Here is a 26950-nt window from a genome sequence, read left to right as displayed (position 1 = left end):
TTGCGTGAAGCAGGTCTCGGACCAGCCGTGGGCTGAGTTCTTGTGACCGGTGAGGCCGACCGCCGGGCTACTGCCACCACTTCGGGCTGAGGGCGATCGCGCGGAGCTGCTTCATGGTCAGCGCGGGGGTCTTGCGGGTGGCGGCGGTGTCCTCGGCGCCGGAGTTGAAGGCACTGATCACCACCCGCCGTCCGTCGGTCGTGATGGTGTCGACGGTCCACATCACGACCCCCGCGCCACCCTTCTCGCCGGGCCCCTGGTGCGTGGCGACCTTCGTCCCGTCGGACAGGGTCTCGGCGTCGGAGCCGAAGAGGTCTCCCTCGACGTCCGACATATCGCTCTGGACGTTGACCTGGACGAGGCTCCTGCCCTTGCCGTCGTCGAGGACGGCGTAGCCGAACCCGGCGTCGTCACCGCTGTTCTCGCCCACCTCGAGCCCCTTCGGCAACAGGCTCGTGAGCGTCGGGGCGACCGGTACGGCGGGGGCGGTCTCGGTCGAACCCGGCCGTGCGGTCGGCTTGGTCGAGTCCTCGGGAATCGCGTCGACGGCGTCCCGCCAGGCCTTCGCGGCCGCCAGCTGCTTCAACTGGGCGGCGGACAAGGGAGGTTGATCCCGGGTGATCGGCGCGTCCTTCTCCGCGGCGGCGTTCCACTCGCTGACGCTGACGTGGTGACCCTCTGGGGTGACGAGTTGGGCGCTCCACCACTTGGTGTCCACGCGGCGGTCCGGGTACTCGTACCCCTGCAGGACCATGACCACCGAGCCGTCCGGCAGCCTCGAAGTCCTGCAGGCGTCGTAGTGGGCGAACACCTTCCCGGGGCATTCGGTGGCCTGCCGGGCCTGGTCGCTGCCCGGCTCGACCCGGTCGAGGCCGACACCCACGGCCGCCGCGCCCTTGCCGTCGTCGTAGACGAGATGCACGTACGGTCCCGGCTGCTCGTCCGTGCCGCGTGCCTCCGCCTGGCTGAACTTGCCTTCGGGGAGCAGCTTTTCGAGCGTACGGATCAGGGAGTCGCCGGAGACAGGGGCGGGAGCGGGGGAGGAGGTGGCGCTGCGGGTGGCGGCCACCGAGGAGTCGTCCTCCCTCGGGGAGCCGCCGCCGGGCAGGAGCAGCGCCGCCCCGCCCACGCCGACGAGCGCGAGGCCGGCGGCCCCGCCCACGGTCGCGGCCCGCCGCAGCATCAGGCGCCGCCGCCCCTTGAGGGCACCGGCGGCGACGAGTGCGGCCCGGTCGGTCTCGAAGGCGCCGCCGGCCTGCCGCAGGCCGGCGGAGAGCCGCTCCTCGAAGGGATCGCTGTGCTGTTCGACGGGCATGACGCACCACCGTTTCGTGAAGTGGGATGACACGGAGCGTTCAGGGACGCGCGTACTCGCCGAGGTCCTCGCCGAGCAGCTCCCGCAGCCGGCCGAGGGCTCGGACGCACCGGGTGCGCACGGCGGCCGAACTCGCGTTCATGGCCTGGGCGGTCTCCTCTATGGAGCGGTCCTCCCAGTAGCGCAGGACGACCACCGCCCGGTCCTTCGCGGGCAGCCGGCCGAGCGCCTCCATCAGGGTCAGCCGCAACGGCGCGTCGAAGCCTTCGACGGGTCGGTCCGGCAGCACGTCGGTGGCGCGCTCGGTACTGCTGCGTCTGCGCTGATGGGCGAGGAACGTACGCGCGAGAACGGTCTGTGCGTAGGCCGCGGGGTTGCCGACCCGTGCCAGGCGTCCCCAGCGGACGTACAGCCGCCCGAGAGTCTCCTGCACCAGGTCCTCGGCGAGATGCGTGTCCCCGGCGGTCAACAGACAGGCGGAACGGTAGAGATGACCGGCGCGCGCCGATGCGAACTCCGCGTACTCGTCCGCGCGTGCCTGTCTCATTGCTGATCCCCCTGTCCGCGGTGCCGTCCTCACTTCATTGATGCGGTGGCACCGGGGAAATGTTTCACGCGGGGTCGGGCGCCGTCGTGCCGGTAGGGTGCTCCACCGTTGCCTGATCACCGACGGAGGCTCGACGGAGGCCCGATGAGTACCCCGCCGCCCATACCCCCATCCGGCCCGTACGCCGCCCCGTACCCGACGTACGGAGCACCGGGCCCCGCGCCCGCCCCCGTGTGCGAGGTGTGCGGAGCGGCGCCCGCGGCGGCGGTGACCATCCGGGCCCACCAGGGCATGATCGTGCTGATGCGCTCGATGCGGCGCCAGGGTGTCCACTGCCGGCCGTGCGGCACGGCCTTCTTCCGTGAGATGCAGGCGGACACCATGCTGCAGGGCTGGTGGGGCCTGCTGTCGGCGTTCATCACCCCGCTCTTCCTGCTCCTGAACCTCGGCGCCCGCGCGACTCTCCGCGCCCTCCCGGAGCCCACCACCTGGGGATGGCGCCCACCCCTGGACCCGGGCAAGCCCGTCGCCAAGCGCCCGGCGGGTGTGATCGCCCTGATCCCCCTGGTCGCACTCGCGCTCGCCTTTACCGCATTCGCCGTACTGATGGTCATCGGCCTGGCGGCCGGGGGCGACGACACCCCGAAGCCGCTCACCGCCGGCTCATGCGTCCGCAACCAGGGTTCCTGGACCGACCAGGACCTGCAGCCGGTGCCCTGCGACTCCCCACTCGCCGCCTACCGCGTCAAGGACCCCGGCACGGACGAATGCCCGGCCGGGGCCTATCTGGCCGACCTGAAGTACAGCGAGGACGGCACGACGAATCTGTGCCTGGTTCCCCTCAGCCGGCGGTGACACCCACCCGGCTAGGGCAGCCCGTGCACATGCGCCCCCACGGAGTTCGACCATGAACTCCCCGCGGTGGCATCCCAGTTCGTCGACCACGTCATCGCACCCCGCAGGTCGGGATACGTCTTCGACGGCTTGAAGGAGCCGCAGTTGGTTCCCTTGGCCAGGCAGTCGAGGGCGTTGTTGACCACCGTCGGGGAGACATAGCCGCTGCCCGCCGCGCTGGTCGAGGCCGGGAGGCCCAGGCCCACCTGGGACGGGGAGAGGCCGCCTTCCAGCTGGATGCAGGCCAGGGCCGTCAGGAAGTCGACCGAGCCCTGGCTGTAGACCTTGCCGTCGCAGCCCAGCATCGAACCGCTGTTGTAGTACTGCATGTTGACGACCGTGAGGATGTCCTTGATGTTCAGGGCCGTCTGGAAGTAGGAGTTCGACGTCGACTGCATGTCGATCGTCTGCGGGGCCATCGTGATGACCAGCGACGAGCCCGCCTTCGACGACAGGGAGCGCAGCGCCTGACTCATGTACGTCGCGTTGAGGCCGTTCTCCAGGTCGATGTCGACCCCGTCGAAGCCGTACGTCTGCATCAGCGAGTAGACCGAGTTGGCGAAGTTCGTCGCGGACGTCGAGTCGCTCACCGACACCGTGCCGTTCTGGCCGCCCACGGACACGATGACCTTCTTGCCGGCCGTCTGCTTCGCCTTGATGTCCGCCTTGAACTGGTCGACCGTGTAGCCGCCCAGGCCCGCGGAGTCCAGGTTGAAGGTCACGGCACCCGGCGTCGTCGTGGCGTCCGCGAAGGCCACGGCGATGATGTCGTACTGGGAGGAGACGTTCGAGATCTTCTGGACCGTCGCGCCGTTGTTGAAGTTCTGCCAGTAGCCGGTGACCGCGTGCTTCGGCACTGCGCCGCCGCCCCCGCCGCCGGAGGAAGCCGTCGTCGTCCCCGTCACCGCCGCCGACTTCGCCGACTCGCCCGCCGAGTTCGTCGCCGTGACCTGGAAGGAGTACGACGTCGACGCCGCGAGCCCCGTCACCGTCGCCGAAGTCCCGGTCACCGCCGTCACCTTGGTGCCGTCGCGGTAGATGTTGTAGCCCGTGGCGCCCGACACGGAGTTCCAGGACAGGGAGACGGAGGACGACGTCGTACCCGACACCGAGAGTCCGCCCGGTGTCCCCGGAACCGTCGGCGCCGGGTCACCGCCGCCGCCCCCGTCCGGGCCGTACACCGACACGTCGTCCGCGTAGTACGCCGCCTGCCCGTACCAGCCGTGGGTGTACACCGACACCGACGTCGTGGACGCGCCCGTCGTGAAAGTCGTCGACAGCTGCTTCCAGGAGGAGGAGTCCGGGGTCCACGTCGACACGTCCGTCGTGCCGGTTCCGGTCACGCCCAGGAACGCGTACCCGCCCTGCACCCAGGCGCTCAGCGTGTACGTCGAGTTGGGCTTCACCGCCACCGACTGCGTGCACTGGGCGTTGTCCTGCCCGGCCGGCGTCGCCTTCAGGGCCGCGGCGCCGCCGTGGACGGGGGAGGTGACCGTCGTGCCGCTGCTCGCGGTACAGGTCCAGTTGGCCAGGCCGGACTCGAAGCCGGCGTTCTTGGCGTTGTTGACGTCCGCGGCGGACGCCTGAGCCGCGCCCGCCAGGGACAGGGCGAGGGCGGCGGTGACCGCTCCCGACCAGAACCGCATGGATCGTCTAAGTGGGTACATGACAACAAGTTGGTCCAGACCAATCCACCTGTCAAGAGGTCCAGACCAACTTCCCCGCAGCCGGGGGCCCTTACGCCTCCCGGCCCTCCCACCACTTGTCCAGCAGCAGCCCCATCGAACAGCCCGCCAGCAGCACCCCCGTCGACATCCACAGCGCGAGACTCGACACGCTCACCAGCTCCGGCCGCAGCGACACCGTCAGCAACTGCCCCGCCGCCGGCACCGCGCAGGCCGCCGCCACATGGCGCGCGGGCACCTGGCGCCACGGCTGCGGATGCACCCGGGCGGCCGCCCAGGTCGCGAGGACGACGCAGAGCAGGTTCGGCACATGGACGAAGGCCAGCGCCGCGCCGAAGGAGCCGACTCCGTCGGGGCCCACCAGGTTGTCGTAGACCACCCTGATCTGGACGTACTCGGTGACCACGAGGACCAGGATGCCCACGGCCCAGGAACGCATGAGAGCCATCAGTTGCCTCCGAAGGCCTCGTACGCGAGCAGGATCGTGAAGCCCAGCGCCGCCATACCGCAGCCCGCGGTCAGCGCCAGGGACTGCAGCACCGGCGACCAGCTGCCCCGGCCCGCGACGGTCGCCGTGCCCTGCGGATCGCGGGGGTCGTAGGTGACGGTGACCGGGGTGCCCTCGTCGGTGGACCAGCCCGCGAGGTCCTCGAACTCGACGTGCGTGCCGTCGGCCGTACGGAAGGCGAAGAAGTGGCGGGTGGCGTCGGAGCGGTTGTACGGCTCGGTCTCGACCCGGACGCACTCCCCGGAGGCGCGCACGCCGCGTCGCAGCACCCGCGCCACCGTCACCAGCCGCCTGGCGTACTTCACCGCGATCGCGGTGAACAGCACGATGAGCAGCACGAGTACGACGTAACCGCCACCCGGCACCTGCACGGCTAGTGCACCTCCACCGAATCGACGATCTTCGCGAGGTCCGCGTCCGAGAGCTTGCCCTCGACCGCGTCGACACGAACCGCGAAGGTCCTGCCGGAGGAGTCCAGGCCGGTCAGGATCACGCCCTTGACCGGTGTGCCCTTGGGCGGATCGTCGTCCCGGCCCGCCGACTTGAAGGTGAAGTCGATCCGCTTGGCCTCGTCCGTGCCGGACAGCTTCACGTCCTTGTCGCCCTTCACCTTCGCACCCATCTGGATGCCGGCCTCGGCGGCGATGGCGGCCTGCTCGGCCGAGTCGGCCTGAGTGAAGCCGAGTTGGACGGTGATGATCGAGACGGTCCTGCCGTTCTCGGTGCGTACGGCCGCAGCCGCGTTGTACTTGCTGCGCTCGGCCGCGCTCTGCTCCGCGTACCCGCCGGATCCCTTCGGGTACGACACGTCGACGCCCTTCGTCTTCAGCGTCCCCCAATCGTCGGGCACCGAGGCGGAGTCGGAGTTCCCGTCGCCGCACCCGGCGAGCAGTGCGGTCAGCAGGCCGGCGGCCAGGAACGTACGGCGGGTCTTCATCGGCGAAAGCTCCCCTCTCGTCAGTTCGCACAGTAGCTGTAGGGGACGTAGGAGCGGCTGTCGCCGCGAGGTGCGCCCAGGAACTGCGCGTCGGTCAGCGTCTCGGACTTCTGCTCGGTGCTGACCGTCAGGCCGAGGCTGAGGCCGATGTTGAGCTCGAAGCCGTACTCGGCCGCGTTGACCTGGCCCGTGTACGTCATCCGGCTCGACTTGCCCTGGTCGAACATCAGCTGCCCGAAGGGGTCGTCGGCGCCGGGGCGGGTGGTCGGGGCGTGGTCGTCGAACATGTACTTGAAGGGCGCGGCGATCTGTTCGTTGTTTCCGTCCAGCCACTGCTCGCCGATCGCCCGGGCCTTGTCGCCCTCGGGACCGGGGTCGAAGCTCACGGAGTTGGTGACGATCTCGATGCCAGTGGAGCTGTCCGTGCCCTTCTCGCCGACACTGCCGCCCCGCTTGTCCTTCTTGTCCTTGCCGTTGTCGCCGCCGACCTTGACGCCGTCCTTCTGGCCGCCGTCCTCGACCGTGCGGGTCATGTCGATGCGGACCAGCTTGCCCGTCTTCTTGTCGTAGGTGACCGTGATCGTGCCGGTCTGGGTCCGCGAGGCCGAGTAGTCGCCGCTGACCGGGCCGGCCTCGTAGCCGACCTTGGTGCCGTACTCGATCGACGAGGAGTACGTGTACGACTTGGTGCCCTTGTAGGGGTTGTCCGTCCAGGTCACGTCCGGCGAGTACTTGAAGTTGCCGCCGAGCGTGGCGCTCAGCTTCTTCTCGTCCGCCAGTGAGAACTTGATGCCCGCGGACGCCGACGCCTCCAGGCCCACCTTGCCGTAGGTGATCCTGCGATTGTCCCCGAGGTGCTCCTTGACCCGGTTCTCGGTGTCCTCCTCGTCCTTGAGGGGGCCGGCGCCGAAGAGGTAGGCGATGCTGTCGCCGAGACTGGCCTCCGCGCCGCCGGGCATCGTCCGCCGCATCTCGTACATCTGCAGCTTCTCGATGTCGTCCCGGAACTGCTTGGCCTCGTCGGGGCTCTCGAAGACCCAGGTGTCGCCGTTGGTGACCTTGATCCCGGCGCCGAGCTCCACCTTGTCGGTGCCGAACTTCCCGACCTTCATGCCCGGTTTGAAGTCCTTCTTCGCGCCGACGGACGCGGCGTCCGTGAACGTCAGATAGACCAGCTCGTCCTTGTCGTCGACCTTGCCGTCGTGGTTGACGTCCGTCTTCGCCTTGAGGTGCTGCTCCTGGAAGCCGTACTCCTTGCCGATCTCCCAGAACAGGATCTTCGCCTTGGAGCCCGCCTTGTCGGTCACCGAGGAGACCTGGCACAGGGCCGGCTCGAAGTCGGCGTCGGTGAGGGGCTTGCCCTGGTTCGGGCCGCCGGCACCGCAGTTGCCGCCGCCGGCCACCTTGCAGATCTGGGCGGCGAGTTTGTCGTAGATCGTCTGCCCGATGCCGGTGGCCGAGACGGCGAGCACGATCGCGGCACTGACCACGATCATGCCGAGGTACTCCGTGCCGGTCGCGCCGCGGTCGTCGAATCTGTACGTCGGTGGTGTGTACGGCCGTATGCCTCCCCCGTGAGACATGCGCACCCCTCCTTGGCGGGCGGTGTTCCTGTGGATGGCCGCGACAGTAGGTGCGGGGGTGGCCGGGCGGCGTGGGTCCGGGGACCCAAACAGGGGCCCAGTGTCGAACTGGGACCGGCAAGATGCTCAACCTGCCCCGTTTTGACGTGTCTTGTGAAACGGCAGTTGCCCACCAGCTACAGAAACGCTGTTCTCCGGTCACAGAGGCGTGGATACAGTGCTGAGGTAGTCACGCAGTGAAGTCATCTCGGTGTACCGGAGTAACCCCGGTGGATCGACGGCGTAACACGGGGAGCTGCGCGTGCCAACTGCCATTGCCGTGACCAGTGCCGACATGGCGCTGCCACCGCAGGACGAGCGGACCCTGCCTGCCGTCGTCCTGCCGGACCTGGACAAACAGCCGCTCGACCAGGCACTGGCCGGCCTGCAGAGCCTCATCGACCAGCACGGGCATGTGATCGTCGTCTGCTCGCAGGCCGTCTCGCGCGGAGTGGAGCGCCGGTTGCACACGATCCGCTCCCTCCTGGAGAGCGACCGTATCGCCCTGTTCCGCCCCGATCTGCCCCCACTCGGGCTGGCCGTCCTGGCCCGCCAGTTGAGGCAACTGGCCTCCTGCGACCTCAGCCCCGGAGTGCTCGCCTCCGCGGGCCGACTGCTCACCCACTACATCCACGCGGGGGCCCTGCTCGGCTCCGTCGCCCGCCTCGACCGCGTGCCCGTGGGCCTCAAGTCGCACGCCAAGTCCTGGGTGCCGGGCAGCCAGTTCGGCGTACTCGCCCATCCCGAGCCGCAGTTGGTGAAGATCGGCCCCGGAGCCACCCTCGCCGGACCGGAGTTCGGCACCTGGATGCTGGTCGGAAAGGGGCAGTTGCAGTCGGACTGGGTCACCGCGACCCTGGCCAAGCAGTGGAACGTACAGGGACTTCGGGAGGCGCCGCTGCCCGCCGAGTCGTCGCTCTGGTGGGGAACGGGCAAGCTGATCGAGTTCGCCGCCTTCCTCCCCGACCTGTCAGTGCTGTACCAGCTGGTCACGTCCGTGCGGCAGAGCACCTGCCACTGGTGCGGCATCGACGTCATCGGCGACCGCTGCGTCTTCTGCAGCGCCACGCCACCGCTCACCGAGAACCAAATCACCGCCGGGTGAGTCCTGAACCTCCAGACGCACCGCTCGCACGAATCCATTCCGCTCGACCGATATCCCCAATGAGGTTGTACGGTTCATGAACTCCCGTCAGCGCCGCGGCGTGCTACTCCTGCTCCTGTCGGTCGTCTGCGCCCTGGGCGCGTTCGCCGGCGTCCTTTCCGTCATAAGCGACGTGAAGTCCAAGGTCGGCCCCGAGGTCACGGCCTACCAGCTCAAGACCAATGTGCCGCCCTACAGCGCGCTGAACACGGGCCAGTTCGAGAAGATCAAGATGCCCAAGCGCTGGCTGTCGGGGAACGCGATCACCAATCTGCGCGAGATCCAGGGCAAGGTCGCCCTCACCACGCTGCAGAAGGGCTCCCTGCTGCAGAGCGACATGATCGTGGATCAGCCCGCTCTGCAGCCCGGGCAGCAGGAGGTCGCCATCATGATCGATGCGGCGACCGGTGTCGCCGGCAAGATCACGCCGAACTCCACCGTCAACGTGTACGCCACCTTCGCGGGCGAGCGGGAGGGTGACCCCGCCCAGTCCAAGATCATCGTAACAAACGCCAAGGTGCTGGACGTCGGGAAGATCACCGCGCTGGATCCGAGCGAGAGCAACAAGAACCAGCAGCAGCCCACCGACGCCGTGCCGATCACCTTCGCCCTCTCCACCCTCGACGCCCAGCGCATCACGTACGCCGAGTCGTTCGCCGAGCGGGTCCGGCTCGCGCTGGTGGCGCCCGGCAGCGACACCACGGTCCCCGACAAGGACCGGACGTACCAGCTCGCGAAGGACAAGTGAGAGGCCCGCATGCCCACGAGGATCCTCCCGGCGGTCGGTGACGCGGACGCGGTCCGGTCCATCACGACACTGCTCAGCCAGCTCCCGGACGCCGATCCGGTGGCCCCGGTCGTCGACTCGACCCAGCTCATCGACACCCTCGCGCGCCTCGCCGCCGAGTCGGTCGACGAACTGCCCGAGGTCGTGGTGGTGCACGAACGGATCGGCCCGGTCCCGGCGTTGGAGCTCATCCGCGAGGTGGCACTGCGCTTCCCGGCGGTGGGAGTCATCCTCGTCACCTCGGACGCGAGCCCCGGCCTGTTCCAGGCGGCGATGGACTACGGCGCGCGCGGCCTTGTGGCACTCCCGCTGAGCTACGAGGAGTTGGCCAGCCGTGTCCAGGCGGTCGCGCAGTGGTCGGTGGGCGTACGGCGCCATCTGGGCTCCGGCGGCGATGTGTTCACCGGGGTCGGCGGCACGGTCGTCACGGTGAGCGGGGCCAAGGGAGGCGTCGGCGCCACCCTCATGTCGATCCAACTGGCCCTTGCGGCACAGGCGTCCGGGCGCAGTACGGCCCTGGTGGACATGGACCTGCAGACGGGAGACGTGGCCTCGTACCTGGACGTCCAGTTCCGCCGCTCGGTCGTCGACCTCGCGGCCATCACCGACATCTCCCCGCGGGTCCTCGCGGACGCCGTCTTCCGCCATGACACCGGGGTCGCGCTGCTGCTCGCCCCCGGGGACGGCGAACGCGGCGAGGAGGTCACCGACCGGGCCGCCCGGCAGATCGTCAGCGCACTGCGCTCGCGCTACGAGGTCGTCGTCATCGACTGCGGCGCACAGATGGGCGGAGCGGCCGCGGCCGCCGTGGAGATGGCCGACACGGCACTGCTGGTCACCACGCCGGACGTGGTCGCCGTACGGGGCGCCAAACGGACGGTGCGGATGTGGGACCGGCTGCAGATCCGCAAGGCCGAGGAGACGACGGTGGTCGTCAACCGGCACACCCGCGGGACGGAGATCCAGCCGCCGCTGATCCAGAAGATCACGGGGACGGCGGTGGCCGGGACCGCGATCCCCGCCAACTTCAAGGAACTTCAGGGCGCGGTGGACGCGGGACGCATCCACGAACTGGACAGCAAGAGCGTGGTGAAGCAGGCGCTCTGGGCGCTGGCGGGGGAGTTGGGGCTGGTGAAGGCGGTCGAGGGGGCGCAGCGGGGCGGGGGGCGGTTGCGCGGGGATCGGGGATCGGTGAGTTTCCGGCGGCGCAAGGAGTGAGGGAAGTGAGGGGGATGACTGTGAAGGAGAGGGACCGGGGCCAGGTCACCATCGAGTTCCTCGGCATGACGCCGCTGATCATCGTCACGCTGGTGGTGCTGTGGCAGGTCGTGCTCGTGGGGTACGCGTTCACGCTTGCGGGGAATGCTGCGGATGAGGCAGTGCGGGCGGGGACGGCAGCCGAGTACGACGGCAACGCGAAGTGTCAGCAGGCGGGGCTGGACAAGCTGTCGGGGGCGTGGAAGGAGGGCGCGCAAGCGGGGTGTGGCGGGTTCGGCACCGGCTACATCACCTCGGACGTCAGCATCAAGGTCCCCGTCCTCTTCCCCGGCACGATCAACTTCCCCTTCACCGTGAAGGGCCACGCGGGCGCCGTAGAGGAGGCGACGAACTGAGATGCCGTACGTCCGCAAAGACCGCGAACGGGGTCAGGTCGCCCTCGAGTACCTGGGATTCCTGCCGATCCTGCTCCTCGTCGCGATGGCCGCCGTACAGCTCGGTCTGATCGCCTACACCGCCCAGCAGGCGGGCACCGCGGCACGGGCCGGCGCGCGCAGCGCCTCGCTGCGGCAGGGCTCGGAGCAGGCCTGCAAGGACGCCGTCAGTAGCTGGCTCGAGGTCAAGGGCTGCCCGGCGGCCCCCGGCGGTGACGAGGTCACCGTCACCGCCACCGTCCACATCCCGTCGATCGTCCCCTTCTGGAAATTCGGAGACGCCCACAAGACCGCCACCATGCCGCTCGACCACTGACGCACTGCGAGGAACACGATGAGCCTGCGGGCACGTATCAACTCCCCCGAGGAGAACGGCCACCGGAGCGAGGACGGCCACATGGTCGCCTCGTACCGGGCCAAGCTCCTGGAGGAGATCGACCTTGCGGAGATGAGCTCGCTGGCCGCGGCCGAGCGCCGGGCCCGCCTCGAGCGGGTGCTCGGGCACATCATCAGCCGCGAGGGCCCCGTGCTGTCGACGGTCGAGCGCTCGCAGCTGATCCGCAGAGTGGTGGACGAGGCACTGGGCCTGGGCATCCTGGAGCCGTTGCTGGAGGACGCGTCGATCACCGAGATCATGGTGAACGGCCCGGACGCGATCTTCGTCGAACGAGGTGGCAGGGTCGAGCAGTTGCCGCTGCGCTTCCCGTCCCACGACCAGTTGATGCAGACGATCGAACGCATCGTCTCGACGGTGAACCGCCGCGTGGACGAGTCGAACCCGATGGTCGACGCACGTCTGCCGTCCGGCGAGCGAGTGAACGTGATCATCCCGCCTCTCTCCCTCACGGGCGCGACCCTCACCATCCGCCGCTTCCCGCGCTCCTTCACGCTCCAGGAGATGATCGGCTTCGGCTCGCTCGACGAGCACATGCTGTACCTGCTGGCGGGGTTGGTGCAGGCGAAGTTCAACGTGATCGTGTCGGGCGCGACGGGCACCGGAAAGACAACCCTCCTGAACGCCCTCTCCGGCCTGATCCCGGAGGGCGAACGCATCATCACCATCGAGGACTCGGCCGAACTCCAGCTCCAGCAGGCGCATGTGATCCGTCTGGAGTCCCGCCCCCCGAACGTCGAGGGCAAGGGCCAGGTCACCATCCGCGACCTGGTCCGCAACTCCCTGCGTATGCGCCCCGACCGCATCGTCGTCGGTGAGGTCCGCGGCGGCGAGTCGCTCGACATGCTCCAGGCGATGTCGACGGGCCACGACGGATCGCTCGCGACGGTGCACGCGAACAGCGCGGAGGACGCCCTGATGCGTCTGAAGACCCTGGCGTCCATGTCCGAGGTCGAGATCCCCTTCGAAGCGCTGCACGACCAGATCAACAGCGCGATCGACGTGATCATCCAGCTCACCCGCTTCGCCGACGGCGCCCGCCGCATCACCGAGATCGCGCTCCTCGACAGCCACGGCAGCGAGCCGTACCGGCTGGCGACGGTGGCCCGTTTCAACGCCCGGCCGATGGCGACGGACGGCCGTATCTACGGCGCCTTCGAGTACTTCCCGCTCCCGCGCCGTACCGCAGACCGCCTCTACATGGCGAGCCAGCCCGTCCCCCAGGCCTTCGGCGTCGCCCAGACCGCAGACCAACTCGCCACCCGAGAAGCCAGGTAGGCAGGAACCCGTCCCCATGGAATCCAGGTAGGAACCGCCCGATGGATCTGCAAACCCTAGTCACGCTCACCACCGGCATCACCCTGCTGACCTGCGTCCTGGCAGTCATGGGCCTGCACGCCTACGCCATGGGCAAGGCCCAGCGCCAGGCCCTCGTCGACCGGCTCTCGGCCACGGGCCAGATCCAGATCGGCGGCCGCCGACGCCGCTTCCGCAACCTGGACCGCCGCCTGCGCCGCACACAGCTCGGCAAGAAGCTGGAACTGCGTCTCGCGGCGACGGGTCTGGACATCACACCGGGCGAGTTCTTCGTCTACATGCTCGCGACGGTGGCGGGCCTGTGGCTGATCGGCCAGGCGTCCCTGGCCCCCTTCTTCGGCCCGATCGCGGGTCTGCTGGGCATCTGGGTGGCCCTGCAGTTCCTCAACTGGCAGCGCCAGAAGCGCATCGAGAAGTTCATCAACCAGCTGCCGGAGCTGGCCCGCATCCTGGCGAACGCGACGCAGGCGGGGCTGGCGCTGCGGACGGCGATCGGGATGGCGGCGGAGGAGTTGGAGGCGCCGGCGGGGGAGGAACTCGGCAAGGTGGCCAACCAGTTGGCGGTGGGCGCATCGATGGACGATGCGCTCGGCGAGCTCGCGGAGCGCCTGCCGTCCCGTGAACTCGTCGTCCTCGTCACGACGTTGGTGCTGTCGAACAGGGCAGGTGGCCAGGTGGTAAGCGCCCTGCGCAACCTCACGGAGACCCTCGAGGAACGCAAGGAGACCAGGCGCGAGGTCCGCACCCAGCTCTCCCAGGTCAACATGACGTCGTACGCCGTCCCCGTGCTGGGCGTGGGCTCGCTGTTCCTCATGAACGGCGTCAAGGACGGCGCCCTGGACCGCATGACGGGCTCCGCGTTCGGCCAGGCGGCGGTGGTCATCGCGTTCTCGCTGTACGCAGTGGGGTTCATCCTCATCCGCCGGCTGTCCCGCATCGACGTCTGAGCGGCCGAGACAGGTTCAGGAAGGAGGACGACCATGGTGGCACTTCTGCTGGCACTGGTGATGGGCCTGAGCGTCTGGGGCATCTTCGCCGGCATCCGCATGTACCGCGCGGACGCCCGGCTGCCCGTCGACCTGGCGCTGGCCCTGGAGGTCGGATCCACCCGCACCGGCGCGGTCGACTCGCTCGTCGACCGGCTCGGCATGCGGTACGCGCCCGCGGTCCTGCGCCTGATGGGCCCGAAGATGGTCGCCAAGTACCGCCGGAAGATCGACCTCGCGGGCAACCCCGGCGGCCTGACCATCGACCGCTACGCGGCCCGCCGCGCGGTGTACGGCTTCCTCGGCGGCGTGGGCGGCCTGGTGTTCCTGATGAAGGGCAACTTCATCGTCGCCCTCATCCTGTTCGCCTTCGGCGCGTTCTGGACGGAGGTCGGCATCTGGTCGGCGATCCGCATCCGCAAGGACGTGATCGAGCGGACGCTGCCGGACTTCCTGGACGTCCTGGCGGTCGTGGTGAGCGCGGGCCTCGGCTTCCGCCAGGCCCTGGACCGCGTGGCCACGAAGTACGAGGGCCCCTGGGCCGACGAACTCCGCATCACCCTGCGCCAGATGGACCTCGGCATGAGCCGCCGCCAGGCCTTCGCGGAGCTGCGCCGCAGGAACGACTCGGAGCAGGTGGCGATGTTCGTGACAGCACTGCAACAGGGCGAGGAACTCGGCGCCCCCATCGTCGACACCCTCGTGTCCCTGGCGAAGGACATGCGCCGCACGGACGCGCAGAACGCCCGCCGCAAGGCGGCCCGCGCGGTCCCCAAGGCCACCATGATGATCACCACCTTCATGGTCCCGGCCACGATGATCCTCCTCGGCGCCGGCCTGATCCTCGGCTCCGGCACCGACTTCGGCTCGCTCACGGGCAAGTAGAGAGGCGGTGACTGGTGATGCCGACGACGAAAGAACGCATCGGGCTCCTGCGGCGCCGCCCGAAGGCCCCGGAGATCACAACGCCCCCGGCAGGCACGGTCCTTCCGGCCTACGTCCGCACGGGCGCCCCCGACATCCCGGTGACCTCGGCGACACCGGCACTGCCACCGGGCTGGGAACCGGCGGACGCACCACTGCCGGGGCTGCCGGCCCAGCCGGATCCGCGGATGCAGACGGGCACGGCTCCCGTGGCCCCCGTGGCCCCCGTGGCCCCCGGGGCTTCCGGGGTTCCGGCGGAGCGGACGGTACGGATCACGCGGGCGGGGCGCCGGACCAACGCGCCGACGGCTGCGGTGCCTCCTCCGCCGGCTGCTCCCGCGCTCCCTTCGGCGGCCGCTTCCGCCGCAGCCGACGGTGCGCAGCTTCCGGCGGCGCCGGCTGCACATGAAGTGGGGGACCGCACCTCCCCCACGCCTCCCACGCCCCCGGCATCCGCCTCATCCCCTGCCTCCGCGTCCCCCGCGATCCCCATCCAGGTCAACGCACTCCAGGCCATGTGCCGCCAGGTCTTCGGCTTCCGCCTGGCCATGATCGCCCTGTCGGCGCCCGCGGCCCTCGTCAACGCCTCGCCGGGCCTGGCCACCCGCCTGGTGGGCGCAGCCGTGGTCGTCACCTTCATGGGCTCCTACGTCCTCTTCAGGGACTGGGAGCGCTTCGGCCCCCTCCTCCTGCGCCACCCGACCCTCCTGGCGGTGGACACCCTCTTCGGTTCCCTGCTCCTCATCTCCGCGGGCCCGGACACCACCCTCGCCTACGTCAGCGTCTGTACCCCACTGCTGGCAGGCATCGTCTACGGCTGGCGCGGCGCGGCAGTCTTCGCGTCCCTCCAGTCCCTGATCCTCTTCCTGGTCTACGCGGCGTCGAGGAACGAGCACGCGACCCCCGCCGAGAGCCTGCTCCTGCCCGGCCTCTGTGTCATCGCGGGCGCGGTCGGCTCGGCCCTGCGCAACCTCATGCTCCGCTTCGGCGCGGCGACCCAGGCCCTGACCACGGTCCAGGCCCGTCTGGCGGTGACGGAGGCGGTGAGTGCCGAACGGGCCCGTCTGGCAAGGGAGATGCACGACTCCGTGGCAAAGACGCTGCACGGCGTCGCGCTCGCCGCAGACGGCCTGGCGGGCTCCGCGGGCGCCTCCCGCATGGACGCGAAACTCGTCAGGCAACAGGCCGAACTGGTCGCCCGGTCGGCCCGCCGGGCCGCCGCCGAGTCCCGCGAGCTGCTGGCCGACCTGCGCCGCGAGTCCGACCCGGACCACGCCACGGACGTCCTGGTGGAACTGGCCGCCCGTACAAAGGACTTCAGCACCAGGACCGGCCTCCAGGCCACCTACCGCCCCACCGGCGAGCACTCGGTGCCACCGGTCCCACCCGCGGTGGCCCGCCAACTCCTCACGATCGCAACGGAAGCGATGGAGAACGCGAACCGCCACGCGGGCCCGACCCGGGTGGACGTGAACGCAGGCGTCCACGGCGACCTGCTGCGCATCAGCGTGTACGACGACGGCCGCGGCCTCCCGCCGGGCACCACCCTCGAACAGCTTCGCCGGGCAGGCCACTTCGGCCTGGTCGGAATGGTGGAGCGGGCTGCCTCGGTGGGCGCCCGCATCCGCATCGGCCGCGGCGCCCACCCCCGCGGCACGGAAGTCCGCCTGGAACTCCCGCTGGCGGCCCTGACGACCTAGAGATCGCGATCAGCCGGATGAGCAGTACGCCGCACACGTCCCCCACGACAAGAGAGGAGGCCGCTTCATGCCGGACCAGACACCTCCCCACACCGGCCCCCAGCAGCCGCCGGCCCACAACCCGTTCGAGGCGTTCCCGCCCCCCGAACCGCTGAAGGTAGTGGTGGCGGACGACAACCCGGTGGTGCGTGCAGGCCTCACCGCACTCCTCTCCGGCCGCGCGGACATAACGGTGGTGGCGGAAGCGGCAGACGGCCGCCAGGCCTACGAAGTCGCCGTCCAACACCGCCCCGACGTCGTCCTCCTGGACGTCCGCATGCCCGGCGTCGACGGCATCTCGGCACTCCCGTACCTGGTGCAGATCGCCCCGGTGGTGATGCTGACGTACAGCAGGGAGTCGGAGATCGTCCAGGAGGCCCTGCGCCGGGGCGCCGGCGGCTACCTGGTCCACGGCGAGTTCACCGCGGACCAACTGGTCGCAGCGGTACGGGACATCAAGGAGGGCCGGGCCCACTTCACCCCGACGGCGGCAGGGGCACTGCTGGCGCAGCTCCGGCAGGGGCAGGGGGCGGGAGGTGGTGTGTCGCTGCCCGAGGGGTTGGGGCAGGCGGATGCGAGTGCATACGGAAATGCAGCGCCCGCGCCATCGTATGTGAATCCAGAACCACCCACTCCACCAGGGTATTTGACGTCAAGTCGAGCCCCAGTGCCCACCGTTTCTCCAAAAGTGCTTTCGCAAGTGCAACCAGATGTGGGACAGTCTTCGTCTGGGTGGACGAGTGGCCGTCCGGCTGCTCCCGACAGGTCGAGGTTCCAACTCAGCACGAGGGAGGCGGAGATCATGGACCACATCGCGTCCGGCATGAACAACCAGCAGATCGCCGCCACGTGCTTCATCAGCGAGAAGACGGTCAAGAACCACATCAACCGCATCTTCGCGAAGCTCCACAGCACCAGTCGCTCGGAGGCCGCCGCCAAGTGGCTGGGCACGGCCCCGGGTTCGGGTCGAGGGCTGGGGTGACCTGCGATGACCGTACGGGGGGGTAGGGGGCTGGGCCTGCGGGCCCAGGTCGCCGACGTGCAGTCCCGAAGTGGTGGTTGGGCCTCGGTTTGGGCCCGTGATTGGGCCCTGGGACCCTCTGGTGGACCGGGTGTTCCGCCGTACGTTTCTCGTGTCGAAAGCGGCACCGGCAAGGAGGAAGCCGGTAACGCGAACGGCACAGAGACTCAGCAGTCGGCCGGTGAGCGGCCGGCCGAACCCGGAGGGGAACACCATGAGCGACCTGATGCTGAAGACCGCCGTTGCGACCAAGGTCCGCGTGAACGGCTGGAAGAACACCACGGTCGAGGCGATGCAGCGCCGCGCCGGCGACAAGGGTCAGACCGCGGTCGAGTACCTGGGCATCATTGCGGTGGTCGTGGCGATCGTTCTGGCGATCACCGGTACGGATCTCGGTCAGACGATCCTGGACAAGATCAAGGCGCAGATCGCCAAGGTCGCTCCTTGATGCGAGGTCGCCGGTACGGCGATGCAGGGCAGGCCTTCCCCATCTACATCACGGTGGTGGGGGGCCTGCTCTTTCTTGCGTTCGCCTACTTCGCGGTCGGCCAGGCCGCGGCGAATCGGAACGGTGCTCAGACGGCCGCCGATGCGGCGGCACTCGCGGCGGCACAGGAAACCCGGGACCAACTTGCCGGCATGTGGGTGGACAACGTACTCGACCCCACCCAATGGCAGGACATCCTCAACGGCAACAAGGCGGTGCTGAACGGCTGCCCACGCGCAGACCAGCTGGCGGCTCAGAACGACGCGCATGTGGATGGCCCCACCGGCGGCTGCCAGCCGAGCTTGGTGCCCCTGAGCTACACGGTCTTTGTGAAGGCCGACAAGCCTGTTGGGGAGTCCATCGTCCCCGGCACGGAGAACCATTACGCGCATGCGCACGCCACTGCCGTGATCGAATCGCTCTGCACATTCAAGCCTCCGGCCGAGGATGCCGGTGCCGACGTGCTGCCGCGGCTCTCCTGCAAGGACAGGGACTGGGACCTGGACCCGGACGACCTCACCGATCTGCCCGGACCCGAAGACCTCTTCGACGTCCATCTGGCCGACTGACAAGCGAACGACGAGTGGAGAAGGAAACAGAGTCATGAGCATTCGGTTCACTACGAAGGCCCGCAGGGGGATGGTCGCGTTGACCGTTGCGGCCGGTCTGGCCCTCGGCGTGGCCGGTTGCGGCGGGGGCGGCGACGACAAGAAGCCGGATGCCTCTGCCTCCGCCTCCAAGGGCGGCGGGTCCAACCCGAGTGCTCAGGAAGGGCAGTCGGACACGCCGTTGGCCGAACTGAAGGGGCCCAACAGCCTGCTCCTTCAGATCACCTCCGCCAAGCGGGACTCCGGCGGCTTCGTCACGGTGAACGCCACCATGAAGAACGACGGCGGGGACAGCGTCGTCATCCCTTCCAACCTCAGCGGCAATGAGACCGAGATCATCAGGAACGGCAGTTCACTCGGTGGCGCCACGCTCGTGGACTCCAAGGGGAAGAAGCGCTACTACGTACTCCGCGACACGGATGGCCGCCCCCTGACCACCACCGGGCTGCCCACCCTGAAGGCCGGCGAGTCCATCCCGGTGTTCATGCAGTTCCCGTCACCGCCGACCAGCACGACCGACGTCGATTTCCAACTGCCGGGCTTCGCCACCGCCTCCATCCAGATCTCCGGGTGAGGCTCATCATGACCGTCACCACAACCCGGCCGGGGGTTCCCCGGCTTGCCCTGACCCTGACTGCCGCCTCGGTCATGGTCGCCGCCAACCTTTTCGGCGCCGTCGTTGCCCACGCGGACGAAAGCCCAAGTGTCCCCCCAGGCACCGAGGCGAGTGCCTCGGCGCCCGTCAAAGTGGACCCCAATGACCCGGACCTGAAACTGCCGGACGGCGCAACTCTCGCCGACCCCAAAGTCCTCGACATCAAATCCGTCGTAGAAGACCAAAGCGGCGACGAACGCCGCGAAGATACCAACTCCGACGTCAAGTTCGCCCTCCAGGCCGAGGTCCTCTTCAGCAAGGACAGCGCGAAACTCAGCGGCGAGGCCAAGTCCCGTATCTCCGCGATCGCCGACGAGATCAAGAACCAGAACGCGACCAAGGTCAGGGTCTTCGGCTTCACGGACAACCTGGGCTCGTCAGCCCACGGCGACGTCCTGTCCAAGCAGCGCGCGGACGCCGTACAGGGGGTCCTCGAGCAGGAGTTGAACGACGCGAACATCACCTTCGAGGTCCGCGGCTACGGCGAGCAGTACCCCATCGCCGACAACTCCACGGAGGCGGGCCGCAAGAAGAACCGCCGGGTGGAGGTCAGCTTCCCGCGCACGGAGAGCTGACCGACAACTCTCGGATGCCATGGGCCCGTTCGCGCAAACACCGGCGGGGACGGGCCGGCGTCAATCTCGGTATGAGGGAGTATGCGTGGCGCATACTCCCGATACTCCCGACGCCATGATCCGCGCGCCAGCAGAAGTCCGCGACCAGCTCACCGCCGCCGCGGAGGCACGCGGCGTCAGGCGTGCGTGAGAGGCCCGCTGTCCGGTGACCGATCGTGAGCTCGCAGCAGGAGTCATGGGGGCTTGCCTCTGCTGCGTCGCGCATCGGCAACTCCCTGAGAGTGAAGCATGCGTTGGCACACGGCATCGTTCCACCAGGCCGTTCGTCGTGGTCCGTGTGAGTGTGGTGGGTCACTCGAGACGCATCGACCGACTACGTGACGTGCATGAGATTCCGTACGAATCGGTAGATTGCGCGCCCTAGTTGGTTGCATCTTGCCGGAATCCCAATTGGTGTCCTCATGGGCCCCACGGATAACGTTGGTTCGCTTGAGTTAACCCCCCACCTCAACGGGAGTCCAAAGTGAACCGCCCCGCCCGGCTCGTAACGGCCGTGCTCACCGCATCCGCGGCCCTGCTGCTGAACGCCTGTGGCTCGGGAGGAGACGACGACAAGTCTCCGGACAAGATCGAGGGGGCGGACGCCGGAGGAGCGAAGGCATCGGTGAGTGCCTCTCCCTCTGCATCGCCGGGCGGCGTCAAGCGGCCGGAGATCACGCTCCCCAAGACGTTCCAGGCAAACTTCGAGAGCTGGACGAACAGCGACGCGAAGCTGCAGGCCATCCTGAACGATGGACGCGAGGAGCTGCGGGCGAAGTACGCCGCCATCATCGAAGGGACCCCGGATTCCGACGCGGTGGCGTTCTACAACTCGGATTCGACCCTGGCGACCGCCCGTAAATGGATCAAGCAGTTCACTGACTCCGATGACGGCATCATCGGCAGCGTCAGGGTCTTCAAGCCCCAACCTCTGATCAGCGACACGGGCTCGGGCGTGCTCTTCTACTGCGTGGATGAGCGACAGGCCTCCACGAAGAACCGTAAGACCGGCAAGGTCGTCAACACTCCGGACAGGCCTGAATCGCTGATCCAGTACCGGCTCCGGCTGGACAAGAACGCGCACGGCGTGTGGAAGATCACGTCCCTGACCACGGTCCCCGGGGCGTGCAGCTGATGCGTGGAGTTGCAAAGGCGTGTGCTCTGGCCGGTGTCTCGGTCTGCGCTTTGCTGGGCTCTTCCACCACGGCTCGCGCCATTGGCGACAATGACAGCCAGGCACCGTCGTCTTCCAAGGGTTCCGGCGATAGGTCCGGCAGCACGCTGACCGCGTCGGCCACCGCTACCCACATCAAAGTCACCCAAATCGGTGGCGGCGCCTCTGGCCGTTCCGCCAAGCCGCTGGCCCCGGTGGACCCCAACTGGCGGCCCCCGGCGTGCTGGTACGAGCCGGTGGCCGCGCCCCAGGGTCTGAAGGACGCCGTGGACCGCCTGAAGAAGGGCGGGGACCTGGTGCCCGTCACTCCCACGCTCAGCTGGGGCGAGGAGCTGATGGTGGACCATTACGAAAAGGGCAAGGCGGAGTCCGGCAGCGGAGACGGCTACACGAACTACAACCTCGGCAAGGACGGCCGGTTCTGGCGCGGGGTGATCAACAAGAATCGCGAGAACGACCCCGAGTCCGCCGTCTGCGAACGGACCCTGTTCTGGCAGAACGCCGGCACCCTCCCGGACGACAAGCACGCTCCCACTCCGGATGTACTGGCCGCCTACGCCTACGGCAGGATCAATGTCCCCTCGACCAGGGTCGAGCTGAAGCCGGCCGCGAAGTCAACGGTGAACGCTCCGACTTGGGTCTGGCTGGACAAGGGCACGTTCAAGGAGGTCAGGGTCCGCGCCGAACTGGCTGACGCCGGTGTGTGGGCGCAGACCATGGCCAAGCCGGTCGCCCTTCACCTCGACCCGGGCACGGAAGAAGCCAAGACCCTCCCCGCCTCTGGCAACTGCGGGATCAACGATGACGGCAGCATCGGCACCCCGTACACGAAGGGCGACGCCGGCAAGACCCCGCCGTGCGGCATCACGTATCTACGCGCGAGCAACGGCCAGCCGTACAAGCTGAAGGCGTCGATCACCTGGCAGATTTCCTGGGAAGGCTCCGGCGGCGCGAAGGGCGACCTGCCGGACGGCACCTTCGAGACGGCCCAAGACATGACGGTCCAGGAGATCCAGGCCGTCAACCGCTGATTTTGATCCGTGAGGAGCAGGCATGTCGAAGGGATCGGATCTCCAGGTCGACTACGACCTGTTGGCCACGAGCGCGAAACAACTCGCCCAGATCCGCCGTAAGTTCAAGGGCCTGGAGGACTGGAAACAAGAGATCAGTTCCTTCCTCGGCGATAGCCGTGTTCAGAGCGCCATGAGGGACTTTGTGGACAACTGGGACAACAACCGCAAGCGGCTGGTCGAGGAGATCGAGGAGGTCGGAAAGATGGTCAAGACGACCAGCGACGCCTTCAAGGGCCTCGACGACGACCTGGCCAGGACCGCCAACGGCAAGAAGTAGCAGCACCTCATTCACCGACACGCCCACAACATTTCGCAGGGGGAGCGACCATGGCGCGGCCGACCGACTGGGCGCCGCTCGCTGAAGCCGATCCCGTTCCGGGCGATCCGGAAGGGATTCGGCGCGAGGTCACGCACATGAAGAAGGTGGCCGAGAAGCTGCGCACGCAGGCCGCCGCCATGGAGGCGATGGCCGACTGCGACGGCTTGAAGGGCAAATACGCGGACGCCCTTGCCGACAAGGCGCGCGGACTCGGACGTCGTCTGGACCTCGCCGAGGACCGCTACCGCGAGGTGAAGGGACACCTCGGCCACTGGGCGACCGACATGGAGACCGCCCAGAAGAAGGCGGACCGGGCGTTGGACGACGCCAAGGACGCCCAGCGGATCCTGGACAAGCGCAAGCCGGACCACGATGCGAAGAAGACTTCCGACCAGGACGCCGGATCCGACGATCCGGCAGTCAAGCGGGCCGAGGAGGATCTGGACGCAGCCCGCCGGAAGCTGAATTCGGCGATCACCTTCTACGGCGATCAAGCGGACCACTGGGCAAGCAAGATCCGATCGTCGATCGACGACGACATGGAGGACAACTGGTGGAACGATCTCAAAGCGTGGGCAGGCGGGGACTGGCTGGGAGACCTGGCCGAGTGGTTGAGCGACATCACCTCCGTGCTCTCCATCATCGCGATCTTCTTCCCGGCCGTCGGTGTGGTAGTCGGCATCCTCACGGGAATCGTCATGGCCATCCACCTCATTCAGGCGCTGACCGGCAATGGTTCCTGGTTCGACGTCCTCACCGATATCGCGGCGTTCAAGATGGCCCGTAACGGAATCAAGGCGGCCAAGGCCGTCAAGAGTTTGCAGAAGGAGGCCCGGGGGATCTCAGAGGGACTGGCCAGGGCCCAGACCAGGCGAGCAGCCACGCGCGCCAACGCGGCAAGCAGAAGAGGCGGCGGTCCGCTTGCTCGGATGCACCGGGTCCGGGAGAACGCGGCGGGGCGTGCTGCGGGCAGGCAGGTTCACGAAGAGCCCATGCCCGAGCTGACGAGAAAGGAAAAACTCCTCGCCCTCGGCGACCGGGACACCTCGAAGCAGGCGAAGGACATCCGCCGATGGCAGAACCAGTACCCCGACAATCCGCGACTGGGCACCACCGCCACAGAAGCAAATCGTCAACTGGGAGTTGCCCGAGCGACCTGGGGAGCAAGTACCGCTCTCGACGCCGCCGGTCGAATCGGCGACGAGTACTCGTCCACCTATACGAACGCCAAGGGGCACATGACAGCCCCGGTACTGGGACTGGGGTCGCAATGGTGAGGTTCAAGCCGGTCAAGCGGGGAGCGGGGGACTCCGCGAACGCCCGTTCGCAGAAGGCGCGCCAAGCGCAAGGGCGTGTTCGTGCCACAGGACCGCATCATCCTCGTCTGTCCAGGCGGGGCGCTGATGAGGGGGCCACGCCCAACTCCTCTGGTATCACCGGTATGGGGCGAAGCGAGGCGGACGAGGAAGACGAGAGGTTCTTCAAGCTCGCGGTGAGGATGCGTTACGTGCTCGTCGCTGTAGCTGCGTTCACCCTTCTGTGGTTCCTGCCTGCGTTCAGAGGCGCGACGTTGGCGGGCTGGGAGATCCCGATGCCCACCTGGTGGACCGATATCGCGGCAATCACCCCGCTGTTGGCGCTGGTCCTGTTCCGGGAGCCGGCGGCCAGGAGGAGCGGCGTAACCGTTGAATTCGACCTCAGGATCATCAGTGGCCTCTACCTCTTCATGGCAGTGGCTGGAGCGGTAAATGAGGGGATCTGGCTGCTCCTGCCCGCCATTGTCTTCAGCACCGCTGTGTTTGCAGGCATCTGGTACACGAACAGGCAGGCACGTATTCGTGGCTGAGCCGACATCACCCCCTACTGGCTACCGCCTCCTCCTGCCCTCCGACTGGATCCAGGTCCCCTTGCGGCATGGCAACACTGAGGAGACTGTGCGTTCCATCGTCAGCGCGGCCTTCGCCCGCGTGCCGACTGACGTACCCCGCGACAAACTGACTCCACTCCGGCTGGAGTTGGAGCGGCGGCTTCGAGCAGCGGTGGTCGAGGCCCACAAGGCCAAAGCAGTGCAGCTTTACCTACCCATGCGACTGTCGGGCGACGTGAATCTGGGTGCGTCGATCATCGTCTCCGAAGCGTTGCTTCCCGCACGCACCGGCTCGGTCGGCACCCCCGGTCAAGGAGCTGATCCGGCGGAGATCGCCGTGCAGTTGCTCTCCGGACGGGCGGGCGACATGGACGTGAGCAGCGGTGAGATCGACGGCGCGCTGGTGGTCCGCCGAGAACGTGTGGCACCCGCGGCTGCGGGCGAAGGAGTCGAGTCGGCCGCCCGAAGAGTCGACTACTTCGTGTCCGTTCCTGGCGATCCGGGCCGCTGGTTCGTTGCCGCGTTCTCCACTATCGGGGCCGGAGACCCGCGGGACGATCTCGCCGACGCCATGGTCGAGTGGTTCGACGCGTTGATGACGACCTTCCGCTGGAGCTGGACGTGACCGACGACCACGTGCATCTGGAGCACGAGTTCGACCTCGATATCACCTACGATCCGAGCCTCTGGTTGGAGCTCCCGCCGCGTTGGGAGACGGAGACCTGGCAGGACATCGACGCATGGGCGAGCGAGTGTGCCGAACTGTTGTGGAGGTCGCACGGGAACGATCCGGGCCCGTCGGGGCTTCCGTTCCTCACCGAAACGCTGCGCCGGTGTGCTGAAGCCTTCTCGCCGGAAGACTTCGCCACGCGGGTGCTGCTGCATGTATGGGACCCGGTGAGCATGCCGCTGCCGCTTTTCGCTTCTGTCGAGCCGGCGCAAGGCGAGCGCGATGCGATACTCCGGACCTTGGTCCTGGCGGCGGACCCCGACGCCGTCGAGCCCCCGGTCGTCGAGCCCCATCGAGCCGAATTGGTCGGTGACGGGCTCCGTTCCTTCCGCTACGTGAGCCAGGAGGATGCCAATGAGCTCTTGGCAGGCCTGCGTTACGCGTGGCGTGACGACGAGGCCGGCGCCGACGTGCTGCTGCGCACGGTGACGGATCACGTCGTCGAACTAATGCGGGCCACTGAGGACATCGAGAAACTCACGCACAGAATCCAGGTCCGAATCTGGGATCTCGAACCGACAGGTGAGATCCTGCCGGGCGCGGAGTCGTAGAGCACGGGGTGCAGTTGGCAGCGCGGCCCGCGCCTGGACGTCGCTCTGGACATGGGCTGTCATCGGTCAGATCCTCTGGCGCTGGTCTGCCTCGGGAGCCTGCTCCTGATCCTGGGCCCGCAATGGCCGGTGCGGCTCTGCTTCGCTCCCTGGAGTTCTCTCGGTCCCCGGGTCTCGACGCCTTTTCCTCTTGTACCAACACCCCACCGAGGACTCACGCCTGCTGAGATGCCGTCGGCCTTCCTCCGGTTTGCGATGACCCTCGCGTCACTCCTCCGGGCGATGGCTTCTGTGCGAGTTTCGAAGTAGCTTCAAAGTCATGGCTACTGAGAACGCCGCTGTGAACTTCTCCGAACTGGTCAACAAGAACAAGCAGACGCTCGCCCGGCTCAAGGAATCCCCACGGCTGTTGCTGCACCGCAGAGACGGGGAGGATCTGGTCCTCACCACCGCGGCGCGGGCCGAGCAGGACCAGACCGTGGTGTCTGCTGCCACCCGCATGCTGGCCGCGATGGCGCGCCGCGAGCCCGGCAGTATGGAGCTGCTCCTGGACATACTGCCGGACGCCTTTCCCTGGGTTCGTTTTCTGCCCGAGAGCGACGTCCACGCCTTTGCCGTCGAACTGGTCGACACCATGCGAGCCGCCGACTCCGTCGGCAACAGCGCCTCCGTGGCCCAGTTGCTCATCGCCTGGCAGCACACCGCCGAGGTCCACTCCGACCCCGAACTGCTGTCAGCGCTGACCAGAGACCACGGTGAGGACTACGGTCAGGCGCCCGACCCGCGGGACACGGCATGAGCGTGGGTCGCGGTGACCGCGCCGCACCGCCGGCCCCGGACGGCCACTGGGAAGTCCGCTTCGCCGATGCAGCCTCGGCCAAGGGGTGGGAGAACCTTTGCCGACAGGCCCGCGAGAACACCTACCGCGCCTGGGTCGCAATGCGCCAGGACCCCAGGCCGGCCACCGAGACACCCCGCCACCACCGACTCAAGGGCAGCCTCGCTCACGGCATGCACCGGGGACAGACCTGCGAGCAGTGGCAGATCGAGGTCACCGGCGGAGGACGGATCTGGTATCTCCTGGACATCGCCCGCGACACCTGCTGGATCACTTTCGCAGGCACCGGACACCCTCGCGCCACAGACCGCACCTGAGCCCGCGGCTCCGTGGCGGGATCTTCGAAGCGGGGGCCGCAGAGATGATTGGGCACCGATTTGGGCCCCCAGACCCATCCCACCCAGCCACCCCCTCCCTACCGTCGAACCCTGTCGTGAACCAACGGCGGGGGAACCGGCTGGAGTTGCGCGGAATCGCGTGAACGTGCCGTCCCTCCCGGGGAGTTGAGGAGGGGGCGGGCATGGCTTCGATCGGGGGAGTGTCGGATTCCGGGGCCGTTGGG

Annotated in this window: 31 protein-coding genes; 24 read left to right on the top strand and 7 right to left on the bottom strand. The window is 68.1% G+C overall.

Annotated features, from left to right (window positions below; all coding sequences use genetic code 11):
• Positions 1-67 precede the first annotated feature (67 nt).
• Positions 68-1315 carry a hypothetical protein gene (locus ABZ880_RS23305; RefSeq protein ID WP_361266085.1) on the bottom strand — a complete coding sequence of 416 codons (1248 nt, stop codon included), beginning with the start codon at positions 1313-1315 and terminating at the stop codon, positions 68-70.
• Between the two features lie 40 nt (positions 1316-1355).
• Positions 1356-1862 (bottom strand): SigE family RNA polymerase sigma factor, encoded by a 507-nt coding sequence (locus ABZ880_RS23300; RefSeq protein ID WP_361266083.1) that lies wholly within the window; start codon positions 1860-1862, stop codon positions 1356-1358.
• 144 nt (positions 1863-2006) lie between these two features.
• Here ABZ880_RS23300 and ABZ880_RS23295 point away from each other — a divergent pair, with 144 nt between their 5' ends.
• The gene (locus ABZ880_RS23295; RefSeq protein ID WP_361266081.1) at positions 2007-2717 is read left to right on the top strand and encodes a hypothetical protein; all 711 of its coding nucleotides are present in this window, start codon (positions 2007-2009) and stop codon (positions 2715-2717) included.
• Positions 2718-2728: 11 nt separating this feature from the next.
• On the opposite strand, the gene ABZ880_RS23290 is transcribed toward ABZ880_RS23295, so the two are convergent.
• From ABZ880_RS23290 to ABZ880_RS23270, 5 genes are all read right to left on the bottom strand, one after another.
• Positions 2729-4423, bottom strand: coding sequence for a glycoside hydrolase family 18 protein (locus ABZ880_RS23290; RefSeq protein ID WP_361266079.1), 1695 nt, complete (start codon positions 4421-4423; stop codon positions 2729-2731).
• Positions 4424-4493: 70 nt separating this feature from the next.
• Positions 4494-4889, bottom strand: a complete 396-nt coding sequence (locus tag ABZ880_RS23285) for a hypothetical protein (RefSeq protein WP_361266076.1) — start codon at positions 4887-4889, stop codon at positions 4494-4496.
• Entirely contained in the window at positions 4889-5320 is a 432-nt protein-coding gene (locus ABZ880_RS23280; RefSeq protein ID WP_361266074.1) for a DUF3592 domain-containing protein, read from the bottom strand. The genes ABZ880_RS23285 and ABZ880_RS23280 overlap by 1 nt, the downstream gene beginning before the upstream one ends.
• A gap of 2 nt (positions 5321-5322) precedes the next feature.
• Positions 5323-5886, bottom strand: coding sequence for a hypothetical protein (locus ABZ880_RS23275; RefSeq protein WP_361266072.1), 564 nt, complete (start codon positions 5884-5886; stop codon positions 5323-5325).
• Positions 5887-5906: 20 nt separating this feature from the next.
• Positions 5907-7469, bottom strand: coding sequence for a hypothetical protein (locus ABZ880_RS23270; RefSeq protein WP_361266070.1), 1563 nt, complete (start codon positions 7467-7469; stop codon positions 5907-5909).
• Between the two features lie 334 nt (positions 7470-7803).
• Between ABZ880_RS23270 and ABZ880_RS23265 the strand changes: the two genes are divergently transcribed.
• The 23 genes from ABZ880_RS23265 to ABZ880_RS23155 all read left to right on the top strand — a co-directional run bounded on the left by ABZ880_RS23265 (position 7804) and on the right by ABZ880_RS23155 (position 26705).
• The gene (locus ABZ880_RS23265) at positions 7804-8613 is read left to right on the top strand and encodes a hypothetical protein (RefSeq protein ID WP_361266241.1); all 810 of its coding nucleotides are present in this window, start codon (positions 7804-7806) and stop codon (positions 8611-8613) included.
• 76 nt (positions 8614-8689) lie between these two features.
• Entirely contained in the window at positions 8690-9400 is a 711-nt protein-coding gene (cpaB, locus tag ABZ880_RS23260) for a Flp pilus assembly protein CpaB (protein WP_361266068.1), read from the top strand.
• Between the two features lie 9 nt (positions 9401-9409).
• Entirely contained in the window at positions 9410-10657 is a 1248-nt protein-coding gene (locus tag ABZ880_RS23255; protein ID WP_361266066.1) for an AAA family ATPase, read from the top strand.
• A gap of 14 nt (positions 10658-10671) precedes the next feature.
• Positions 10672-11052 carry a pilus assembly protein gene (locus tag ABZ880_RS23250; protein WP_361266064.1) on the top strand — a complete coding sequence of 127 codons (381 nt, stop codon included), beginning with the start codon at positions 10672-10674 and terminating at the stop codon, positions 11050-11052.
• 1 nt (position 11053) lies between these two features.
• A complete protein-coding gene (locus ABZ880_RS23245) occupies positions 11054-11407 on the top strand; it encodes a TadE/TadG family type IV pilus assembly protein (RefSeq protein ID WP_361266062.1) in 354 nt (117 codons plus the stop codon).
• A gap of 18 nt (positions 11408-11425) precedes the next feature.
• Positions 11426-12763: a CpaF family protein gene (locus ABZ880_RS23240; protein ID WP_361266060.1), complete on the top strand. Its 1338-nt coding sequence runs from the start codon at positions 11426-11428 to the stop codon at positions 12761-12763.
• Positions 12764-12804: 41 nt separating this feature from the next.
• Positions 12805-13749 (top strand): type II secretion system F family protein, encoded by a 945-nt coding sequence (locus tag ABZ880_RS23235; RefSeq protein ID WP_361266058.1) that lies wholly within the window; start codon positions 12805-12807, stop codon positions 13747-13749.
• Positions 13750-13785: 36 nt separating this feature from the next.
• A complete protein-coding gene (locus tag ABZ880_RS23230) occupies positions 13786-14673 on the top strand; it encodes a DUF5936 domain-containing protein (RefSeq protein WP_361266239.1) in 888 nt (295 codons plus the stop codon).
• 554 nt (positions 14674-15227) lie between these two features.
• The gene (locus ABZ880_RS23225; protein WP_361266237.1) at positions 15228-16412 is read left to right on the top strand and encodes a histidine kinase; all 1185 of its coding nucleotides are present in this window, start codon (positions 15228-15230) and stop codon (positions 16410-16412) included.
• A gap of 67 nt (positions 16413-16479) precedes the next feature.
• Positions 16480-17433 (top strand): response regulator transcription factor, encoded by a 954-nt coding sequence (locus ABZ880_RS23220; RefSeq protein ID WP_361266056.1) that lies wholly within the window; start codon positions 16480-16482, stop codon positions 17431-17433.
• 253 nt (positions 17434-17686) lie between these two features.
• Positions 17687-17920, top strand: coding sequence for a hypothetical protein (locus ABZ880_RS23215; protein WP_128802046.1), 234 nt, complete (start codon positions 17687-17689; stop codon positions 17918-17920).
• Positions 17920-18528, top strand: coding sequence for a pilus assembly protein TadG-related protein (locus ABZ880_RS23210; protein WP_361266054.1), 609 nt, complete (start codon positions 17920-17922; stop codon positions 18526-18528). Before ABZ880_RS23215 ends, ABZ880_RS23210 begins: the two co-directional genes overlap by 1 nt.
• Before the next feature lie 34 nt (positions 18529-18562).
• Positions 18563-19141 (top strand): hypothetical protein, encoded by a 579-nt coding sequence (locus ABZ880_RS23205; protein ID WP_361266052.1) that lies wholly within the window; start codon positions 18563-18565, stop codon positions 19139-19141.
• Between the two features lie 8 nt (positions 19142-19149).
• Positions 19150-19797: an OmpA family protein gene (locus tag ABZ880_RS23200; RefSeq protein ID WP_361266050.1), complete on the top strand. Its 648-nt coding sequence runs from the start codon at positions 19150-19152 to the stop codon at positions 19795-19797.
• 523 nt (positions 19798-20320) lie between these two features.
• On the top strand, positions 20321-20971 hold the full coding sequence (locus ABZ880_RS23195; RefSeq protein WP_361266048.1) for a hypothetical protein: 651 nt from the start codon (positions 20321-20323) through the stop codon (positions 20969-20971).
• Entirely contained in the window at positions 20971-22041 is a 1071-nt protein-coding gene (locus ABZ880_RS23190; protein ID WP_361266046.1) for a hypothetical protein, read from the top strand. The genes ABZ880_RS23195 and ABZ880_RS23190 overlap by 1 nt, the downstream gene beginning before the upstream one ends.
• A gap of 22 nt (positions 22042-22063) precedes the next feature.
• A complete protein-coding gene (locus tag ABZ880_RS23185; protein WP_361266045.1) occupies positions 22064-22360 on the top strand; it encodes a hypothetical protein in 297 nt (98 codons plus the stop codon).
• A 50-nt stretch (positions 22361-22410) separates the two neighbouring features.
• Positions 22411-23679, top strand: a complete 1269-nt coding sequence (locus ABZ880_RS23180; protein ID WP_361266044.1) for a putative T7SS-secreted protein — start codon at positions 22411-22413, stop codon at positions 23677-23679.
• A gap of 164 nt (positions 23680-23843) precedes the next feature.
• Positions 23844-24248 (top strand): hypothetical protein, encoded by a 405-nt coding sequence (locus ABZ880_RS23175; protein ID WP_361266042.1) that lies wholly within the window; start codon positions 23844-23846, stop codon positions 24246-24248.
• Positions 24249-24336: 88 nt separating this feature from the next.
• On the top strand, positions 24337-24894 hold the full coding sequence (locus ABZ880_RS23170; RefSeq protein ID WP_361266040.1) for a hypothetical protein: 558 nt from the start codon (positions 24337-24339) through the stop codon (positions 24892-24894).
• Positions 24891-25550, top strand: coding sequence for a hypothetical protein (locus ABZ880_RS23165; protein WP_361266038.1), 660 nt, complete (start codon positions 24891-24893; stop codon positions 25548-25550). The genes ABZ880_RS23170 and ABZ880_RS23165 overlap by 4 nt, the downstream gene beginning before the upstream one ends.
• A 319-nt stretch (positions 25551-25869) precedes the next feature.
• Entirely contained in the window at positions 25870-26349 is a 480-nt protein-coding gene (locus ABZ880_RS23160; RefSeq protein ID WP_361266037.1) for a hypothetical protein, read from the top strand.
• Positions 26346-26705 (top strand): hypothetical protein, encoded by a 360-nt coding sequence (locus ABZ880_RS23155; protein ID WP_361266035.1) that lies wholly within the window; start codon positions 26346-26348, stop codon positions 26703-26705. Before ABZ880_RS23160 ends, ABZ880_RS23155 begins: the two co-directional genes overlap by 4 nt.
• The last annotated feature ends 245 nt before the right edge of the window (positions 26706-26950 follow it).

Source organism: Streptomyces sp. NPDC047043 (assembly GCF_040644055.1).
Lineage (GTDB): Bacteria > Actinomycetota > Actinomycetes > Streptomycetales > Streptomycetaceae > Streptomyces.
This window is presented reverse-complemented; position numbering and strand designations above follow the sequence as displayed.